Genomic DNA, 19,630 nt, shown 5'->3' on the forward strand with positions numbered 1-19,630 from the left:
GGTTTTAGGTTGATCAAAACTCCACGTTCAGTCCCGCCACATACAATTTTGTCATGGGGTTGCTCAGGTTGCCGCCCCTTTCCGGATCATAATTCTTTACCTTGCTGAAGGTCACGAGGTTCTTACCGGTTACGTATATACGCAACCCGGAGAGGTGCAGCGTTTTCAGCACTGGTTCCCCGAAATTGTATCCCAGGGAAATGTTCCTGATCTTCACAAAAGACCCGTCGCGGAAGCCCAGGGAGCTGATGAAAGGCGTGCTGCTCCTGGAACGGCTGGCATTGGGCTGCGGGTATTCGTTGCTGGGATTTTCCGGCGTCCAGTAGTTCACCTGGGCGCTGTTCTCCAGGCCCTGGGGATCGTACTTGGCATCGTACTCAGAGCTGATCCACTGGCCGATACGCGCATATATGTAGATGTTCAGGTCAAAGTTGCGGTAGCGGATATCATTATTAAAACCACCGCTCCACTTCGGCACCTGCGCACCCAGCACTACCCTGTCTGCCGTGGTGAAGGCGCCGTCACCGTTCGTGTCTGCCACCTTGATATCGCCCGGCTTGTAACCGAACTTGGCCGCTTCATCCGCTTCATTAGACTGCCAGATGCCCACCATGTCATAGTCATAGTACACGTTCACGGGAGAGCCGATGAACCATTTGTTGGCCACATCGTTGGTATTCTCATCCGCCAGCGACACGATCTCCTCTTTGTTGCGGGAGAACACAATGCCGGAGGTCCAGCTAAAATCTTTCGTCGTAATGTTGGTGGTGTTGATCCCTACTTCAATCCCCCTGTTGCGGGTCTTGCCGATGTTCTGCACCACGTTGCTGACCCCACCGGATGCAGGCAGGGTGCGCTGCAACAACAGGTCCCTGGTACGCGTATCGTAATAATCGATGCTGGCATAGATCCGGGAACCGAACAGGCCTACGTCCACCCCTACGTTGGTGGTGGCGGACAATTCCCATTTCAGGCTCTTGTTGCCCACCTGGTCGCTGATACCGTAGGCCAGGGCGGCATTGGTATCATCATAGGAGAAAGGTATCCTGGACAGGTAGGTAACAGTGCTGTATGGACGGATGGCGTCGTTGCCGGCAATACCGTAGCTGGCCCGCAGCTTCAGATCGCTGAACAGTTGCTGGGAGCGCATGAACGGTTCGTCCGAGATACGCCAGGCCCCTGCCACGGAGGGGAAGAACGCCCATTTGTTGCCCGGCGCCAGCTTGGAAGAACCATCGGAGCGGCCGGTGAGGGACAGCAGGTATTTTCCTTTGTAGGAATAGTTGATACGCCCGGTAAAGGAGATCAGCTTGCTGGCCTGGTAAGAGCTGCGGATGGCAATACCCCTGGCATTGTTCTGCAGCGCGTAGTAGAGTTGCTTGGGCAGCAGTTGACCTTCGCCCTGTATGGAACTGGAGTCCCGCTGGTCCGACAGCAAGCTGGCTACCGCGGTAACGCCTATATCATGATCGCCGAAAGCCCGGCGGTAGTTCAGCACATTTTCCCAGTTGATGGTGCGGATAGTACCGGTATTATACTGGGAGCGGGAACCGGAGGAAGTGGCGCGGTCGATGGTGTTCTGGGAGGCGTAGATACCCGTGCGCATATTCTCCAGCGTAATGCCGGCATAAGAACGGAGACTCAGCCCTTCCAGGGGCGTCAGCTCCACATAACCGGTGGCAAACGTGCGCGTAATGCGCGGCTGGTTCTGGTAAGCATCCGGCTGCTCGTCCGCCAGCGGGTTGATGTGGGGACCGCTGTTGGGAAACGGGATGAAATTGCCGTTCTCGTCAAAGGGCACGCCCAGGGGAATGATCTTGTTGGCCTGGTTCAGCGGGTCGCGGCGCACGCTCTGGTCGTAATAGGTGATCTGGCTCTGCATGCCCACCTTCAGCACTTTATTAACGACCTGGTCCACGTTCAAACGGGCGGAATAGCGCCGGAGGCGGTCCAGCTTGAACAGGCCTTTTTCATCGAAGTAGTCCAGCGAGAGGTAGACCTTTGTTTTCTCCGACCCGGCGGACACGCCTACCTGGTAGTCCTGCTGCAGGCCGTCCTGTATCAGCAGGTCGGAATAGCGGGTCCACAGGTCGTTCTCGATTGCGTTCAGCTCAAAAGCGTTGAATATCTTGGGATCGTCCGCTTCACTGTTCCAGCGCCCGGTGGTACGATTGGCCTCCCTTTTCAGGGCCACGTACTGCGGACCGCTGTTCACCTTGGGATAGCCGGCTACCTGGGATACGCCCACATAGGTATTTACATTCACCTTCGGCTTGCCGGTGCTGCCTCTTTTGGTGGTGACGATGATCACGCCGTTGGCGCCCCGGGAACCGTAAATAGCGGTAGAGGAAGCATCTTTCAATACTTCCATGGACTGTATATCGTTGGGATTGATATCTTCTATGCTGCTATACTGCACGCCGTCCACAATGTACAGCGGGCCGTTGTTGGCGGTGATGGAGCGATTACCCCTCACCGTTACATTTACCCTGGCGCCGGCCGCGCCGCTGCTGCGGGTAATGTCCACACCAGGCAGTTTCCCCTGTACGGATTCCATTACATTGGTGACAGGCACTTTTTTCAGCTCCTCTCCTTTTACCGACACTACTGCGCCGGTAAGGTCCCTTTTTTTCACCTGTCCATAACCTACTACTACCACTTCATCCAGGTTTTTATTATCTTTTTGCAATTGTATGTTCAGCGATGCATTGCCGTCCGCGTTTTGTGTAACGGACTGGTAACCCAGGTAGCTGAACACCAGGCCGGCATTTTGCCCGGCCGGTACATTGAGGGAAAAGTTACCGGCGGCATCTGTTTGCGTACCGGTACTGGTGCCTTTGAGTTGCACGCTCACAAAGGGCAATGGCTGGCCGGTGGCGGCGTCCGTCACCTTTCCTTTTATGGTATGCGTTTGAGCCAGCACCCAACCGGTACTGCTCATCAGCAGCCAGCAAATAAGTAGTAATTTGTTCATAACGTAGACGTGAATGGTGATTAGAATGGATGATATTTAAACTACGGTTCTAAGTCTGATATGGAACGGGCATTACTTCCATGCGAGTGATTTTGATGATAACAGAAAAGGCCGTACCGCGTGGAGCGGCACAGGCGTTGCATCAGTTTTTCAATACCGGTACTGATATGGCAAGTGTACAGATATATTCAATAATAGTGAAACGTTTGCATCAATTTATTTACGCAATCGTTGCCGGGAACGATGACATTTTAATGTGCAGATGGGCGGATATGCGGATGGGCGGATGGGAATACTGTTTAAAATGACTATTTTTACTACTGCGTTATGAAGTTTGAAGCAGCCACTATAAAAGATATTGCCAAAGCACTGGGACTGTCTACCTCCACGGTATCCCGGGCTTTGCGCGACAGCCACGAGATCAGCACGGAAACCAAGCAACTGGTACTGGAATACGCCACCAGCATCAATTACCGTCCCAACCCGATCGCGCTTAGCCTGAAAGAAAAGCGTAGCCGCTCCATTGGCGTGATCGTGGCGGAAATAGCCAACAGCTTTTTTTCACAGGCCATTAACGGCATCGAGTCCGTGGCCTATGACAAGGGATACAACGTGATCATTTCCCAAAGCCATGAATCCTATGACAAGGAGGTGATGACGCTGCAATACCTGGCTTCCCGCTCCATAGACGGGCTGCTGATATCCGTATCCACGGCTACCAAGGACCTGGAGCACCTGAAGGCCCTGCATGAAAGGGGATTCCCGATCGTGTTCTTTGACCGCATCGTGGAGGATATCCATACCCACAAGGTGATGGTGGATAATTTCCGCGGGGCTTATGACGCTACCATGCACCTGATCAAGCAGGGATACACCCGTATTGCCAACATTACCAACTCCGAGAACCTGTCCATCAGCCGGGAGCGCGTGGCCGGGTATATAGAGGCGCTGGCGCAGAAGAACATCAAGCCCCGCAAATCACTGATCAAATACTGCTTTCACGGGGGCATGCTGCTGAACGAAATAGAGGAGGCCATTAACCAACTGCTGAAGGTACGGCCCCGGCCCGACGCCATCTTTACCGCTTCAGACAAGCTCACCACCGGCTGCATGCGGGTGCTGAAAAGCAAAGGCATCCGCATACCGGAGGACATTGCGGTGGTAGGCTTCTCCAATTCCGATATTATTGAATTACTGGACCCGCCGCTGACCGTGGTCCGGCAGCCGGCCTATGAAATGGGACAGATCGCCATGGAGCTGCTGCTGCAACTGATAGAAAGCAAAAGGCCGGTGAAGGATTTTGAGAGGAGGATACTGGCCACGAGTTTGATCGTGCAGGGGTCAACGTGAGGTGGGCAGGTGTTAGCGGGCGGCTTTTGGCAGTTAGTTCAAACTGGCCACCCGGGGTCAACAGACCGGGCGGTTTAAGGAGATGCTGGCAGAGATCGGGGGATTGTGGAAAGCGGTATACCCCAACGAAAAATTTGAATATGCCTTCTACGATGATACCATTGCCCGCTTCTATGAAAAGGAGCAAAAAACGGCACAGTTGATGAACACCGCCATGGGCATCGCCATTTTCATTTCCTGCATGGGGCTGTTCGGGCTGGCTACCTTTACGGCGCAACAACGTACCCGCGAAATAGGCATCCGCAAGGTGCTGGGCGCCAGTGCTGCCAGCATTACCACCATGCTGAGCAAAGATTTCATCCTGCTGGTAGCTATTGCACTGGCAGTAGCAGCGCCGGTGGCCTGGTACTGCATGCAGCGCTGGCTGGAGCACTTTGCCTACCGCACTACTATTGCCTGGTGGATATTTGCCGTAGCGGGCCTCTCGGCCATGCTGATCGCCTTGCTGACCGTGAGCTTCCAGGCGGTGAAGGCAGCGCTGGCCAGCCCGGTGAAGAGCTTGAGGGTGGAGTGACCCTTACGGCATCGGCTTCAGCCCCTCCCACTTCACCTTCCATTTCCCGTTCTTCGGGAATCCCGGGGCATCCGGACCGGTGTAGCCGTCCCAGCCGGCGCACATCATGGCGATGGCGGACAGCAGGGCGCCGTTACCGGGCAGGTATATACGCAGGTTATCCCGCTGGTAGTTATGGCCGTTGGGCAGGAAAGTATTCTTGGTGACCTTCTTCAGCAATATGTCGATGGCGGCTTCCGGCTGTCCCAGGCGGGTGGCGGTCATGGCCACCAGCGGGTAATCCCATCCCCAGGTCTCTTCCCAATGCCAGTCTGCCAGCACCTTTTTGAAGGTACGGAGCATGATGGTGGAGTCCACCAACGTATCCGCCGGTACAAAACCATTGATACCCAGCACGGTGGGATGGTCTGTCATATAACGGCGGTTAGTATACGAATCCGGTGCAGATGCGGCGGCCAGGTACAGGCCGTTCTTCACCGGGAACGGCGCCAGCTTCGCGGCTACCTTGTACCAGCCCGAATCAGCGGGCAGGCCCAGTCGCTCCTTCCACTGCAGGGCAGTACGCAGGGCCCAGCGCCAGTAAGCCAGCTCAAAGGACGGGTTCATGGTAGTAGCCGGATCAAAGCGCTCCTGTGCGGGGATCAGCGCCGGGCCCAGCATATACTGGTGTTTCGTGGTATCATACCAGGGATAGGAGGCCATGAAGTCGGCTGTAGCAAATACCAGGTCCTTGTATTTTTCCAGGGTAGCGCGGTCCGGGTGATCGCGGTAGCAGAGCTCCGCCATGTAGATGAAATGCGGTTGCTGCCAGACCAAGAAGGGCCCCACAGGCGAAGGGCTTTCATTACCGGAGGGGTCCGTCATCTTGGGCCAGCGCACGCCTTTGTAGCCTTGCCGTTCCGCGGTTTCCCGGGCCTTGTCCACTATCCGGCCATACCAGGGCAGGCTTTTTTCCAGCAGGGCGGGACGGTTCCACAACGCAAAATGCGCGGCATGCCACCAGTGCATTTCCAGGTGGAACTTGCCAAACCAGCTATTGCAGGTAAGCCCGGTTTCCTGCGGCGGCACGGAGCCCGCGCATTGTATGCGGGTAAGGTACTGCGACAGCACGATCCTTCTTTCCAGCTCTTTGGCGCGGGGGTCTGTGCTGCCGGAAAGATCCACTGCGCCGCCGCTTTCCCAGAAATGCTGCCAGAAAAGCCGGCTGTTTGTCAGCACCTCCGTTGCCGTAATATGCCGGTATGCTGCGGCATCGATACGAGGACCGCCGCCCTGACCGGCAGCGGGCAGCCTGGGCTGTGCTTTGGCAAAGAGGCAACTGAAGGACATACGATCCTCCATGCCAAGGTGTTGCAGCGTGTATTCGTGGGCGGAGTTGCGGTACAGCGATTCATCGCCGTTCCATTGCAGCAGCACGTTATAAAAAGTTTCATCCAGCTCCCGCTCAAAAAGCACCTGGCGGTCATTGAGATACCGCGTGCTGGTCTTATGCCTTTCGGGCTGCAGGAAGCTGCAGGCGCCCTCCCACTCCCCCGTGGGATACGGGAAGCGGATCCGCACGCTGATGCGATGCTGCGTCACCAGCGGCGACTCTACAGTAGCGGCGATCATGTCCAACTGGGGATGGCAGACCGTGCGCACGGTCACCGGGTCACCCTCCACTTCAAAGTAGCTGCGTATCTCGCCGTTCCAGAGGTCCAGCTCCTGGCGGATTTGCCGGATATCCTGCATCTCTGCAGGCTGGCCGTTCTTTTTCCGGATCGTGAAGCCGATCATCCCCAGGTGCAGGCGGTGCGGGTTGGCGCGCAGCCAGTCAGTGGCATACCTGGCGCGGCCGAAAGCATGCTGCGCGTGCAGGTAGGGCACCTGCCGGCCGTTCACGTTATATTTTCTATATACTTCCCGGCGCTGGTAGCCAAAGGTGTTGTCAAAACTGTGCCAGCCCCACTGGGACTGGGTGCCCAAAGGCACGCCGTTCTGCTCATAATAACCCGGGAAGGTTTGCAGGCCGGTAGGGTCTACGGTAAAGGCAAATTCCCCGTTACCAACAGAAAGCGATGACAGGGAATCAAAGCGCTGCACGATCACGTTATGACGGGATACCAGCGCATGACGGTCTATTTTCCCGGTGTCGGCAGACTGCCGGGCATAGGTACTACAGGCAGATAATAGTGCCCCCACAAAAACAATAAGGCGGGTCTTCATGATAAAAAAATCTTCAACTATTTTCCAGTCAATGTATACACCCCTCCGGGCGTGGTATTAAACGAATACAGGTAGCCGTGGCTGTCCCCTTTCAGGGGCATGAGCTGCAGGTTGTCGCTGCCTTGTACGGGCTGCAGCACCCGCAGGCGGCAGGGACCGCCGTTACGCGAACGGATGACGGCCTTGCGCAACTGCCCCTTTTCCCACTCCATGTCTATCACAAAACCGCCCCTGGCCACCAGGCCTTTTACCTGGCCGCTTGCCCAGTTGTCCGGGATAGCAGGCAGCAGTTGTATGGCGTCCAACTGGCTTTGCAGCAGCATTTCCGTGATGCCGGAAGTGCCCCCAAAGTTACCATCTATCTGGAAAGGCGGGTGCGCGCAGAACAGGTTGGCATAGGTGCCGCCCGCATTGTGCATGTCAATGGAGCCTTTGCCCGTGAGCTTCAACAGCTCGCGCAGCAGCTTATAGGCATGGTTGCCATCCAGCAGGCGGGCCCATACGTTGATCTTCCAGGCCTTGCTCCAGCCGGTGCCGCCATCGCCCCGGATGGCCAGGGTACGCCTGCAGGCATCAGCAAAGCCGGGCGTGGTAACCGGGGATATTTCCCGGCCGGGAAACAGGCCGAACAGGTGGGAGATATGGCGGTGCTGCGGATCTTCATCCTCCCAGTCTTTATACCACTCCTGCAGGTTGCCTTTCTTCCCGATCTTCAGGGGATACAGCCGGCTTCTTTTTTCCAGCAGGGTATCGCGGAAAGCCGGGTCCACCTGCAGCAGCTCCGCCGCTTCGGCCAGGTTGCCAAACAGGTCGCGGATAATGGACATGTCCATCGTGGTAGCGATGGATACGTCGCCCTTTTGCCCGCTTTCCGTAATGAACACATTCTCCGGGGAGGTGGACGGCGCTGTTACCAGGTAGCCGCTGCTGTCCTCCACCAGCCAGTCCAGGCAAAACAGGGCGGCCGCTTTCATCACCGGGTAAGCGGTATCGCGCAGGAAGGCTTTATCGCCGGTAAAACGGTAATGCTCCCAGAGGTGCTGGCAGAGCCAGTTGCCGCCCATGGGCCAGTTGGCCCACTGCGGATCGCCTTTACCCAGGTCACCTACCGGGTTGGAGAGCGCCCAGATATCGGTATTATGATTGGCGGCCCAGCCCCGGGTACCGTAAAAATGTTGCGCGGTATAGCGGCCGGTAGCGGCCACATTTTGTATGAGCGTGAGCAGGGAGCGGTGCATCTCGGAGAGATTGCAGGCTTCCGCCGCCCAGTAGTTCATTTCCGTATTGATGTTGATGGTGTAGTTGGAGCTCCAGGGCGGGCGCATTTCCTTGTTCCAGATGCCCTGCAGGTTGGCCGGCACGCCGGGCACACGGGAACTGGCAATCAGCAGGTAACGGCCATACTGGAAATAAAGCGTTTCCAGCGCGGGATCCTGTGCGCCGGCAGCGTAGCGGCGCAGCCGCTCATCTGTAGGCAGCTTCGTGGCGTCTTCCCCGGCGGGAGCGGCCAGCGTGAAGCTAACGCGGTCAAAGAAATGATGGTAATCCGCCAGGTGGCGCCTGCGCAGGTCCTGGTAGCTATGTCTGGCAGCAGCATTGAGATCATCCGTCGCCAGCCTGCTTTCATCCTTCCCTTCACTGTCGGGACATTTATCAAAGCCATTGAAGCTGGTAGCGGCAGACAGCAGCAGCACGGCCTCTGAAGCGCCGCGGATGGTAATACCGCCCGTATCTACGCTGATGCGGCCATCCGGGCTGCTGGCCCTGATCTTCAGCTCAAAGCGCATGCCCTTGCAGCCGTTTACATCTTTATAGATGACGGGCTCCCGGTTATAATTCACATAGCTGGGGTCTACCTGTGCGGGCGCCCGGCCCTTAAGGCTCAGCTCCCGCTTGCCGGTCACTACCGGGCGGTGCTGCAGGAGACTGGCCGCGCTCACCTTGCAGTTCAACTGCCGCTTTTTATCAGCGGCCAGTTTTATCACGATCACCTGGTCGGCGCCGGAGGCGAAGATCTCCCGCGTATAGGTGACACCGTTACTGGTAAAACGAGTGCCTGCCACGGCATCGGCAATGTCCAGGTGGCGGGCATACTGCGCCGGTGCGCCGGCCGGCAGCTCCTGGGTAATGCGGATATCGCCCAGGGGCAGGTAGGACTGGCTGTACACGCCCTGCATCTGCTGCACTTCTTTGGCGGCAGTGGCATAATCCCCTTTGAAGAGGGCCTCGCGCACGGCGGGCAGGTGTTTATACGCTTCCGGGTTCACCTGGTTGTTGACCGGGCCTCCGGACCAGAGGGTAGCTTCGTTAAGCTGGATCAGCGCTTCGCGGGCGCCGCCGAATATCATAGCGCCCAGGCGGCCATTGCCTACCGGCAGGGCCTCCGTCCATTCCGTAGCCGGTTGGCGGTACCATAATTTCAGTTCGTTGGACTGCTGCGCGGCGGCGGCGCCTGCCCAGAGCAGCAGTATTGGCAGTAGTCTCAGTTGCATCAGTTCGGATAGATTTATATCCCCGCAGGGAACATCATATTCGTAGAAAACTACAAAATACAAAATCCATCCAATTCGGTCCTCGTAAACTGATAAAGGGAAAGTGAAAGAGAGAGAGAGTATAGATGATAGCCCATATCAATAGGGGCATGGCCTGGGCGCATGCTCCCGGATGATCTGCTCAATGATGTCTACACCGGTATGAGCGATCTCCTTTTCCCGGAAGATCTTTTGCATTTTCTTTATACCTGTGAAAATTTTGGGGCTGTTCAATATATACCTGATGTCGGATATCAGGCCTTCTTCCGTAATATTCTCGATCTGGGCGCTGATCCCCAGCCTGTGATACTCTATCAGCATGGCATTCCTGGGCTGCTCATATCCCATGGGGAAAACAATCATGGGCACCCCGTAATAAATGCTTTCTTTAATGGTTCCCAGGCCACCGTGTGTAATTACCAGCGAAGCATCCTTTAATATATCGGTTTGCGACACCCAGTCCACTACCGTAACGTTTCCGGGTATTTCTCCCAAAAGCCCGGCATCAAATTCCAGCCCTACGGATAAGACCAGGTGCATCTCCTGCATGCCGGCATATTTCATTACGTTTACAAGGGCCTGGAAAAACCAGATGCAGGCATCTCCATAAGTAACGGCATGTGAGCCCAGTGAAGCATAAATGATCTGCTTCCGGCTTTTGACCTCATCCAGGTCCAGCTTCCGCCCAAAGCTTCTCTGCTGCAGGATGGTTGGTCCCAGGTAAAACACCCTTTCCTTTACGGACTCCATATCCATGTCCAGCTCACGGGGGCACAACACCAATTCATAAAAGATCTCCAGCGGATATAACATTTCCTTCAATGAGGTAAAGTCAAGGTCCAGGCCAGCCACGAATTCCGTGATCGCATTGGTCACTTCCAGGGGAAGGTCCAGCAGGTTGCCAACACAGGCGGTCACCAGGGTCACGTCAGGCGGCTCTCTAAGGCTGGTGCTCATAATAACGGGGTTAATGTGGTATTTGTAGTGCAGCAATAACATCTCCAACCCCAGTACTGCGCTTGCTATCAGCAGGTCCGGCTTATACTCTGCAAAAAAAACATCCAGTTCCCCTTCTATGATCCCCAGCAGGTGGCGTTTCTCTCTTCCAGGGTTATCTTCTGCCACTTCCTTGAACCTTTTATTCGCCTGGTGAAAGCCTTCAGGATAAATATCCTGGAAAACAGGATAGAAAAGAAATCCCTCTTCCTCCACCAGTTTCCTGTTATCAGCAATGGTAAGATATACGATGGTATGCCCTCTTTCTTTCAGGGAAGCCGCCAGCCGGAAGGAAGGGATAATATGACCTTCCTTTTGATCCATAAAAAAAACTATCAATGACATGTTAATTATTTTTCAATTCAAAAATGGTTCCAGTATGGCCTTCTTCACAAAGAAAACGTCCCAACTGAAAACCTCGTTGTCTATCTCTATATAGCTATGCTTAAGCAAAACCGATCTGATCCGGGACAATTTTTCAAGGTTATAATTATGCTCAATGGAAATGATGGAAATATCCACGCGGTTAAAGTCAATGGCGGAAATAATTTCATACTCCGACCCCTCCGTATCAATTGACACGTAATCTATCTTCCCCGCCGGTACATATTCAGCGCACAGGTCATTGAAGGATATGGTGGAAACCGGGTATTCGATGTAATGCTCCCGGCTATGCCTGTCTATGGCTATATACTGCCGTATTGTTGACAACTCCTCTTCCCCTTTCACTTCAACAAAGTCCAATTTTGCCCCGGACACCTTAAAAACGGCCTGCGGGATCAGGACCGCATTCCTGTTTGTGCTGATTGCCTGGTGAAAACATTTTGAAGGCTCACAAAGCACCCCGTTCCAGTCCCTGTGTTTTTCAAAGAAGAAGGTATTGGACAGCCGCTTACCGTCTCCCACCCCGATCTCCACAAATACGCCATTCCGCTTGTTGTGCAGCAGCGTGTCTACAAAACAGTCCTGCCCCAACTGGGATTCAAACAATCCTATATGCTTCATGAAATTCCGGAAAAAAACGATGTACAGGTTCTCGTTTATACTCAGCGACTTCAGCAGGGTAATAAACTGCGCGCTCCTGGGGCCCCACCGCTTCATCAGGTCATACCTGACAGATGATTCCACCGACAGCAGGTCCAGCTTGTCATCTGCCGGCAGATAGGCCCTGCCCAGCCAATATACCAGGGGTTTTCCATCCACTTTGATCTTCAGGAAAGAAAACAAGCTTAAAAAAACGTTTCGCAGTATTTTTTTCATAACGGATATGATTAGGAGGTGGTTAAAATACCCTGACAAATGGCTTCTTTGCCTGGATGTGCTGCTCGCACGCCACCTGCATATCGCGGTTCAGGTGATCATTCATTTCGTATAAACGGTATACATACAGCACATCCTTGTTAAAGTATATGTTCTCGTAGCCTGCAATCTCCATCAGGGGATACATCAGGGCAATGTCGTAAGCCATAGGATAAAACCGGGACTGCTCATCCCTGTAGGCGTCCAGTTGGGCGTCCTGTTCCAGGAAAGCTTTATACAGCTTGTATCTAAATGTCTTCAGGTGGGAGGCGCGCCAGAATGCCGAGCGCAGGCGCTCAAAATCTTCCCTGGTATACCCGGTACACATGCCCATACAACCATTATTCGTACAGAATTGCCCGTAGGTCAACAGGCAGTTCCGCTGGTTATATATCGCATTCAATTTATAGAAGACCCTGTCATGCAGTAAAAAATCGTCGCCATCCACTATCGTCACAATATCCTCGTCCTGCATGGCCGTTGTCATGATCGCCTGATGGATATTTTCCAGTGCGCGGCCCCGCTGTGCTCTTCTTATTTTGCTTACCTTCGGATGATCAGGCACCAGGTCAAGGGAGCCATCATCGGAACCGTCATCTGAAAAAACCAGCGTATAATTATCGTAGTCCTGTTCTACCAGGGACTGGTAACACTGAATAATATATTTTGATACATTATAAAATGGAATGATCACTACTATCCTGTTTTCCATATGCAATTGTTTTTTATAATTTATGCCCTGCCGCAAGCAGGTGCTTAACGCCCCATTCTTCCGGCAGCATGAAGTTTTTTGCCGTTTCAAAATTTGATGTTATGGCCGCCATCCTCCCGGCATATTCATCCATGGATATCCTTTCAAGAATATGCTGCAGCTCCTCAAGAGTTTGAAAGAATATGATGCCATCCGGGTCAAAATATTCTGCAACCTTCTGCGATCCCCAATAAACAGGAACTGTTCCCGTCAGAAAGCAATCCATGATCTTTTCGCTGAAGTAGGCGTCCCTGTTGATGTTCTCTACGGCTATCGAGTAGGCATAGTCATTCAGCGCTGCGGACTTCAGCGCGATCTCCCTGAATCCTTTTCCAAACTGCGGGATATGTGCCGGCAACATTGCCCGTATCTGCTGCCTGAGCCTGTGCCCCTCCGTCCAGTCCTTACTGCTGGCGATGAATGAGCACAGCCGTGATTTGCCGGCTATCCTGATGCTTGCCGGCTCTATCCAGCATCCTCCGGTGGGAACAAACCGGGCATTGGGCACCAGGCTCATCACCTCTTCATCGTGGGTCCACACTTCGGTGAACAGGGTATAATTTTGCACCAGCCAGTAGTAAACGTAGGGATATATGGAGGCCGGCTCCACCAGCCATGCAATCTTTTCTCCACCTACGCCGATAAGGTCATCATTGAGATACATATCTGTGTACACAACTGGGCCGGGCTGCGAACAGGTCCTGTCCCACTCAAACGAGGGGCGCTGGCAGAAAGGGGAAGAGTATTCCTGGTGAGGAAAGTTCTCATCCTTCAGGTTGATCCGGATCATTTTTCTTCTGATTAAGGTCCCGGGAAATCAGGCAGGTATATGGTCCTTCTCCAATTGCCGGAGCAGGGCTGCCCTTACTTCCTCCACTGTAATATTATGCATGCACCGTTTATCATACGGGCAGTCGCTATCCAGCAATATATCCAGGCAAGGGGCGCAGCGTACGGGCTTATAGAGGTTAATATTGTTGGGATGGCCCCATACTTCAGGCTGGGAAGGGCCAAAAAGGACCACGCCCGGTATACCGAAGGCATTCGTTGCATGTGAAAAAGAAGAATTGACGCCAACAAATCCCCTGGCATGCTTGATAAAGGCCAGCGCCTCCCGGAAGGTGGTTCCCCGCAGGTCTACGGCCTGCTTTACCTTCAGCTCGTCCTTCAATCCCAACTGTATAAAGGTGTATTCCGGCATCGACCTTATCAACTTATCCCAGTTATTGAAAGGCCACTCCTGGTTCTTTGAGCATCTTGATGTAATGTGTAACACCACCGGGTTTTTAAACCCGGACATATATTCCCGCGCCTTACGTTCTTCCTCCGGCGTCAGGAATACCCGGATGTTCTTATCTTCCAGCGTTACATCAAACATATCTGCTATGATCTCCTTTGCACTTTTCCGGTAGTAAAGGCTGGGGCTCAGGTGCCCGTAAAGAAAAGTGTGAAACTTCGCCCATTTAAAATAGTACATTGTGAAGGCTACCGGGTTGGCAAAAAAGGAGGTGCTTCTTATGGCATCTATGTCCGGGTTGTTCCTGAATATTTCCCGGTGTCCTTTGGTGGGACAGTATACAATGATCCTGCAACCGGGGTGTTTTTGTTTGAGGGCTTTAAAGGCAGGGGTGCTAAGCAGGATGTCGCCCAGTCCTCCCCAGGCGATCACCCGAATTTTTTTTCTCCGCATGGCTTATACTTGTTTTTATTCATGCTCTGTTTTATCCGATGTGAGCCATTCCAACTGGCCCAACGCAAATTCCCATATCTCCTTTTCCTTTTTCAGGAATCCCAGTAACCGAAAGTTCCATTTACTATGGTGGCTTTTCAATTCCTCCTGGATCCTTTCTTCCACGATCAATAGATTGGCCTTTAGCTCAGTGATCCTGGCTATTACCTCAGCTTCATTTCTCATATGTTAATACGATTTGTCCGCTACCGGAATGTTTTAGTCTCTTCTTAAGTTATTAACAGGATTAACAGTTGCGGCTTTAATTGCCTGGAAACTTACTGTCAGCGATGCTATCAGCATAACAATAACACCTGCTACCAGGAATATCCACCAGCTAATATTGATACGATAGGCGAAATTCTGCAACCATTTATACATGGCCCACCAGGCCAGCGGGAAAGCTATTACAACGGCGATCATCACCAATTTTATGAAGTATTTTACCAACATATAGATGATACCGGCTGCGCTGGCGCCCAATACCTTCCGTATGCTGATCTCCCTGGTACGCTGCTCTGCCGTGTACATCGCCAGCCCGAACAATCCCATGCAGGAAATGAAAATGGCCAGAAACGCAAATATATTTGCGAGCTTCTCTACCATCATCTCACTACGGTATTGCTGTGCAAACAGGTCGTCTGCAAATTTGTAATCCAGCGGGTACTCAGGGTTAAACCTTTTCCATGTATCCGTCAGCGTGGCGATCACATTTCTTGTTTTGCCGGCCTGTATCCTTATAACAGCCAGCTTAAAGGCATTAGGCGTCATAAAATTGATAAACAACGGCGTGATCGGTTCATGGAGTGAATGCAGGTGAAAATCCTTTATAACCCCGATAATCCGTCCCGGCTTCCCTTCATAGGTCACTATCTGCCCTACCGGCTCCTTCATGCCCATTACCTTGGCTGCAGCCTCATTAATAAGAAAATTAGCAGAATCTCCGCCAAAGGAACGGTCAAAATCCCGGCCTGCCTTCAACTGGACTTTCAGGGTATTTGTAAAACCATAATCAACTGACATCTGCCAGAAGCCTACTTTTTCATTGGGATCTTTTCCTGTCCAGCTTACCGACTCCGTGTGCATACCCACATCTGTTGGTATGGCAGTTGCGTTGGTCATACTTTCTATACCCCCGCTCTGCAGGAGTGTTGCCCTGAAAGCGGCGTCATTCCTGGAAAGATCGCCTTCCAGCGGCACATAGATCACATTTTCACGGTCCAGCCCCAGGTTCTTTGTCTGCACATAGTGCATCTGCCGGTACACGATCAGTGTGCAGATGATGAGGACAATAGATAAAGAGAACTGGAAGATCACCAGGGCCTTCCTGAATACAGTGGCGCTGGAACTGGTCTTCAGCACACCCTTCAATACCGCTATAGGGTTCAACGAGGACAAAAACAGGGCAGGGTAGCTACCGGCAACAAAGCCGGTAACAAGCACGAGCGCCGGCAGCACTATGATAAATATAGGATTATACAGGTGCGTGTACAGGTGCTTGCCTGTGAGGTCATTAAATACAGGCAGGAATGACAGTACCAATACAATGGCTACGATCACGGCGAGCATAGTGGTAATAATAGCTTCCCCTATGAACTGGCCGAATAAACGGCCCCTGTCTGCACCGATAGCTTTCCGTATGCCCACTTCCTTTGCCCGCTTTACCGACCGTGCGGTAGTAAGGTTCATAAAATTGGCGCAGGCAATTAAAATAATAAAGACAGCGATAATTGAAAAAAGCCTGACATACTCGATCCTGCCGCCATCTGCAACGCCTTTTGTAAAACGGGAATAGAGGTACATTTCCCCATACGGCTGCAATGACATGGCTTTGTCCTTTATATTGCCATCATGCCGGGTAAGAAAATCCCTGATCTTACTGTTTACCTTTTCAACTGAAGTATTGGGACGGAGCATTACATAGGTATGCGGACCAAAAGCATTCCAGCCGCCGGTCAACCAGGGAATGTCATCAAAACTGTATTTGATGGGCAATACAAAATCGAACCTGAGTGATGAGTTTTCCGGGATGTCCGCCATCACGCCCGTTACCCGGAAATTCCTGTTGTTATTCACACGGATGACCTTGCCCACAGGATCTTCCCCGGGAAAATATGTGTCCGCCATTTTCAGGGAGATCACGATCTCATCAGGGGAAGACAGTACTGTATTTACATCTCCTTTTACCAGCGGGAATGTGAACATCCTGAAAAAGTCAGGGCTAACACAGCGTCCCTTTTCCCGGCCGATCTTTTCTCCTGCTGCAACAGCCGGCTCGTATTCCCACAGTACTGTTGCTGCCCCTGCCACCTCAGGTATCTCATTTTTAAAGGCTTCCGCCAATAGCCCCGGGGTAGCGTCAAAACTGCTGATCACACTACCATCTTTATCCAACTGGTGAACCATCACCTTGTACAGCCGGTTCTCATGCTCATGGAACCTGTCATAACTCAGCTCATCCTGTACCCATAAATAAATAAGCAGGCTGCAGGCAATGCCCAATCCCAAACCAAGAATATTAATAACGGAGAAGATCTTGTTATGCATTAAATTTCTCCAGGCAATTTTGAGGTAGTTTTTCAACATAACGCTTTGAATTCTTACTTAAGATACCCATTCTTTTTCATAAGTTATAACTTTCCCGGCCGTACCTGCTCCTGGTTTGAATAAATCGTTATCGTAAAATACTCCTCCTCGCTGAAAAACAGGTCGGGGGTAAAGAACTTGTCCTCTATGCCGAAGTAGCGGGATGTTTGAACAGCGGGATACACCACACCCAGGAAGATCAGTATAATCCTGCAGGAGGCATTGGCAGCATAACGATCCAGCTTATCCATAAAGCGCTCAGCGATCTCGTCTGTAAACGGCCGCCAGAAGTACAATACCAGATCCCCTGCCGGGAATTCATATTCCAGTGCGTCTATACATTGCAGGTCAAAAACATTACACTGCAAAGCTGCAGAGCGGTAAGCCCCGATGTTCTTTCCTGCTGTTTCATGCAGATACGCGGAATGTTCGATCCCGACGATTTTCCGGAAGGGGTATGCAGCAGCCAGCAGTAAATTCCTTCCCAGACCGGAGCCTACATCAATAAATGTGCAACTGCTATACTGTACATTATATTTCTCCAGCGCATCCAGGGCCATTTTCACGGAAGACACCGGGCTGGGATGATACCTGCCGGAAGTCCTGAACCGCTCCAGGGAGATCTCTTCCGGCAATTCGTACTGGGTGAGGATAGGGCTGGTGGTAGTGCCAAACTTCCCGTCAAAATCGTCCGCCTCCTCTCTTATGACCGTCAGGTGGTCTACCTCCCGGTTTACCTTAAGAAATGCGATCAGGCCATCGATCTCTATTTTTTCCCGGGTTATATAATGGTGTACGATCTTCGTGAGGTTGGCCGCCACAGCGGGCGCATACTCCCGGCAAAGCTCCTCGCAGACACCGAGGATCATCCGGTTTCTTTCCGATTCATTCCCTGCGTCCATACAGGCTCCCCGTATAGCTTCCAGCCGTTCCACCAGGTTGGCGGTTAGATTAGGTGTCATGTGGATATTTTTTTCGTGATCAGGATATATATTTATGCCATTGTTTTCGCCGTTCCATACACTTTCATCAGCTCTATCTCCCCTTCCTGGAACTTATAGATGTAATCGCAGCAACTATAATAATGGTCGTCATGGGTAATAGCCACTATTGTGAAGCCCTCCTGCTTCAGGAACTGCAGGATCACGGTATAGAATTTTTTCCTGAAATACGGGTCCTGGTCCGCGCCAAACTCGTCCAGGATAAGTATCGGCTTCTTCTCCAGCATGGCGCATATGAGGGCCAGGCGTTTCCTTTGTCCCGTGGAAAGATCGATCGTGGTGAACCGGGTGCCGTCAAAGGATACTTTATCTTCCAGCTCAAACATCTTGATGTAGCCATCCACTTTATCCTGCGCTACATTCTCCACGCTATAACATTCGTCAAAGAGGTGAAAATCGCTGAACACCGGTGCAAAGAGAGCCCTGTAGCTGTATGACCTGGCATCCTCCACCTTTACATCATTCACATAAAATGTTCCTTTGTCTGCCGCAAACAGGCCTACCAACAGGTTGATAAAAGTGGTTTTCCCGCTCCCGTTGTTACCGCATATAAATACGATCTTCCCTGCTTCCAGGCTAAAGTCCAGGGCGCCCACGCTAAACGGCCTTTCCCCGCCATGCTCGCCCTGGTACTGGTAGAACACCTGCTTCAGTTCCAGTTTTTCAAATGTTACGGGGGCATGTGTATCCACGGTACCGGCATCTGTTTCCCACAGGTCATTTTTCAGGGAGGCCAGTCTTTTCAGCGATGTTTTGGCCTGTGAAAAACCGGGTATCAGTATCACTACGGTCTCAATAGGACCAAATACATATAGCACCAGGAATATAAAATTGACCAGCACGTCGTTTGGTATGGAAAATGCTTTCCCCAGGTAAAGCAGTAAGGCGCCAATGAATGCATAAAAAGCCATCTGCCCGATCACGCGGTTATTCAGGAAAGTGACCAGCGCCTTCTTATTCAGGGCGGCAGAGGCATCCAATGCGCCTACCATGTGCTTCTGCTCAATGGCGGTGCCCTTCTTCCGTTCTATAACAATCTCCTTAAAGCCATCCAATATTTCATTCAGGTACCTTCCAAACCGGTCATCGTGCTTCATTGCCTTACTGAACAGGGCGTGGCCTTTCTTCTCGCTATAGGCATATATAAAGATGGTGAACATCAACAGTGCAACGGTGCACAGCAGCAGCTTCCAGGAGATCAATGCCATATATACAAAGCAGATCACGACAATGATAAAGTTGGTCACTACATCCACAAAGCTGACGGATGACTGCACAATGTTCCCCACGTCCCGGGTCATGGCGGAATAGATGCGTTCCTTATTCTTAACCAGCGGGTAATAGGCGGATTTCAGGATCATCTGGAGAATATCGTGCCGCAGGCGGTGCAGCACTTCCTGGGTAAAGCCAATGATATTCCTGGACACCAGCCACCTGCCAACAAAGGAAAGCGACAATGCTGCCGCAAACAGGAGCATATAGTTTACTGAGGGAAGGGGTGCATCTGTAAGATAGCTTTTCAGCACATTATTGATAATGTATATAATGCACATATTTCCGCCAGCCGTTACAATGCTAAGCGCTACAAAATAGATGTACTTTCTTATGTTAGCTTTTATCAGGTCCATCTTAAA

General features: G+C 52.2%; 14 protein-coding genes. 2 read left to right on the forward strand and 12 right to left on the reverse strand.

From position 1 onward, the window contains the following. Positions 1–13: 13 nt before the first annotated feature. Positions 14–2,974 carry a SusC/RagA family TonB-linked outer membrane protein gene (locus LX66_RS24385; protein WP_145718302.1) on the reverse strand — a complete coding sequence of 987 codons (2,961 nt, stop codon included), beginning with the start codon at positions 2,972–2,974 and terminating at the stop codon, positions 14–16. Between the two features lie 327 nt (positions 2,975–3,301). Between LX66_RS24385 and LX66_RS24390 the strand changes: the two genes are divergently transcribed. Both LX66_RS24390 and LX66_RS24395 read left to right on the forward strand, forming a co-directional pair. Next, positions 3,302–4,324, forward strand: a complete 1,023-nt coding sequence (locus LX66_RS24390; protein WP_145718304.1) for a LacI family DNA-binding transcriptional regulator — start codon at positions 3,302–3,304, stop codon at positions 4,322–4,324. Positions 4,325–4,406: 82 nt separating this feature from the next. After that, positions 4,407–4,898 carry an ABC transporter permease gene (locus LX66_RS24395; RefSeq protein ID WP_145718306.1) on the forward strand — a complete coding sequence of 164 codons (492 nt, stop codon included), beginning with the start codon at positions 4,407–4,409 and terminating at the stop codon, positions 4,896–4,898. Between the two features lie 3 nt (positions 4,899–4,901). Here LX66_RS24395 and LX66_RS24400 read toward each other — a convergent pair whose 3' ends face one another. From LX66_RS24400 to LX66_RS24450, 11 genes are all read right to left on the reverse strand, one after another. Then, a complete protein-coding gene (locus LX66_RS24400) occupies positions 4,902–7,103 on the reverse strand; it encodes a hypothetical protein (RefSeq protein WP_145718308.1) in 2,202 nt (733 codons plus the stop codon). A gap of 17 nt (positions 7,104–7,120) precedes the next feature. After that, positions 7,121–9,595: a glycoside hydrolase family 95 protein gene (locus LX66_RS24405; protein ID WP_145718311.1), complete on the reverse strand. Its 2,475-nt coding sequence runs from the start codon at positions 9,593–9,595 to the stop codon at positions 7,121–7,123. A 138-nt stretch (positions 9,596–9,733) separates the two neighbouring features. Next, entirely contained in the window at positions 9,734–10,975 is a 1,242-nt protein-coding gene (locus LX66_RS24410; RefSeq protein WP_145718313.1) for a glycosyltransferase, read from the reverse strand. A gap of 12 nt (positions 10,976–10,987) precedes the next feature. Further along, positions 10,988–11,890: an FkbM family methyltransferase gene (locus LX66_RS24415; RefSeq protein ID WP_145718315.1), complete on the reverse strand. Its 903-nt coding sequence runs from the start codon at positions 11,888–11,890 to the stop codon at positions 10,988–10,990. 22 nt (positions 11,891–11,912) lie between these two features. After that, a complete protein-coding gene (locus tag LX66_RS24420) occupies positions 11,913–12,641 on the reverse strand; it encodes a glycosyltransferase family A protein (RefSeq protein ID WP_145718317.1) in 729 nt (242 codons plus the stop codon). A gap of 13 nt (positions 12,642–12,654) precedes the next feature. Beyond that, entirely contained in the window at positions 12,655–13,470 is an 816-nt protein-coding gene (locus LX66_RS24425) for a glycosyltransferase family 10 domain-containing protein (protein ID WP_145718319.1), read from the reverse strand. Positions 13,471–13,497: 27 nt separating this feature from the next. Continuing rightward, positions 13,498–14,370 (reverse strand): glycosyltransferase family 9 protein, encoded by an 873-nt coding sequence (locus tag LX66_RS24430; protein ID WP_145718321.1) that lies wholly within the window; start codon positions 14,368–14,370, stop codon positions 13,498–13,500. A 15-nt stretch (positions 14,371–14,385) separates the two neighbouring features. After that, entirely contained in the window at positions 14,386–14,595 is a 210-nt protein-coding gene (locus LX66_RS24435; protein ID WP_145718323.1) for a hypothetical protein, read from the reverse strand. A gap of 33 nt (positions 14,596–14,628) precedes the next feature. Continuing rightward, positions 14,629–16,995, reverse strand: a complete 2,367-nt coding sequence (locus LX66_RS24440) for an ABC transporter permease (protein ID WP_145718325.1) — start codon at positions 16,993–16,995, stop codon at positions 14,629–14,631. 44 nt (positions 16,996–17,039) lie between these two features. Beyond that, positions 17,040–17,957 (reverse strand): class I SAM-dependent methyltransferase, encoded by a 918-nt coding sequence (locus LX66_RS24445; RefSeq protein WP_145718327.1) that lies wholly within the window; start codon positions 17,955–17,957, stop codon positions 17,040–17,042. Positions 17,958–17,989: 32 nt separating this feature from the next. After that, on the reverse strand, positions 17,990–19,624 hold the full coding sequence (locus tag LX66_RS24450) for a cyclic peptide export ABC transporter (RefSeq protein WP_145718329.1): 1,635 nt from the start codon (positions 19,622–19,624) through the stop codon (positions 17,990–17,992). Positions 19,625–19,630 lie beyond the last annotated feature (6 nt).

Origin of the sequence: Chitinophaga japonensis (assembly GCF_007830125.1) — a bacterium.
Classification (GTDB): domain Bacteria; phylum Bacteroidota; class Bacteroidia; order Chitinophagales; family Chitinophagaceae; genus Chitinophaga; species Chitinophaga japonensis.

What these genes read in the sequence shown, in the direction of transcription:
- LX66_RS24440 (WP_145718325.1), bottom strand. Translation starts at nt 16,995, where the DNA reads ATGTTGAAAAACTACCTCAAAATTGCCTGGAGAAATTTAATGCATAAC.
- LX66_RS24400 (WP_145718308.1), bottom strand. Translation starts at nt 7,103, where the DNA reads ATGAAGACCCGCCTTATTGTTTTTGTGGGGGCACTATTATCTGCCTGT.
- LX66_RS24405 (WP_145718311.1), bottom strand. Translation starts at nt 9,595, where the DNA reads ATGCAACTGAGACTACTGCCAATACTGCTGCTCTGGGCAGGCGCCGCC.
- LX66_RS24415 (WP_145718315.1), bottom strand. Translation starts at nt 11,890, where the DNA reads ATGAAAAAAATACTGCGAAACGTTTTTTTAAGCTTGTTTTCTTTCCTG.
- LX66_RS24395 (WP_145718306.1), top strand. Translation starts at nt 4,407, where the DNA reads ATGCTGGCAGAGATCGGGGGATTGTGGAAAGCGGTATACCCCAACGAA.
- LX66_RS24385 (WP_145718302.1), bottom strand. Translation starts at nt 2,974, where the DNA reads ATGAACAAATTACTACTTATTTGCTGGCTGCTGATGAGCAGTACCGGT.
- LX66_RS24410 (WP_145718313.1), bottom strand. Translation starts at nt 10,975, where the DNA reads ATGTCATTGATAGTTTTTTTTATGGATCAAAAGGAAGGTCATATTATC.
- LX66_RS24435 (WP_145718323.1), bottom strand. Translation starts at nt 14,595, where the DNA reads ATGAGAAATGAAGCTGAGGTAATAGCCAGGATCACTGAGCTAAAGGCC.
- LX66_RS24430 (WP_145718321.1), bottom strand. Translation starts at nt 14,370, where the DNA reads ATGCGGAGAAAAAAAATTCGGGTGATCGCCTGGGGAGGACTGGGCGAC.
- LX66_RS24420 (WP_145718317.1), bottom strand. Translation starts at nt 12,641, where the DNA reads ATGGAAAACAGGATAGTAGTGATCATTCCATTTTATAATGTATCAAAA.
- LX66_RS24425 (WP_145718319.1), bottom strand. Translation starts at nt 13,470, where the DNA reads ATGATCCGGATCAACCTGAAGGATGAGAACTTTCCTCACCAGGAATAC.
- LX66_RS24390 (WP_145718304.1), top strand. Translation starts at nt 3,302, where the DNA reads ATGAAGTTTGAAGCAGCCACTATAAAAGATATTGCCAAAGCACTGGGA.
- LX66_RS24450 (WP_145718329.1), bottom strand. Translation starts at nt 19,624, where the DNA reads ATGGACCTGATAAAAGCTAACATAAGAAAGTACATCTATTTTGTAGCG.
- LX66_RS24445 (WP_145718327.1), bottom strand. Translation starts at nt 17,957, where the DNA reads ATGACACCTAATCTAACCGCCAACCTGGTGGAACGGCTGGAAGCTATA.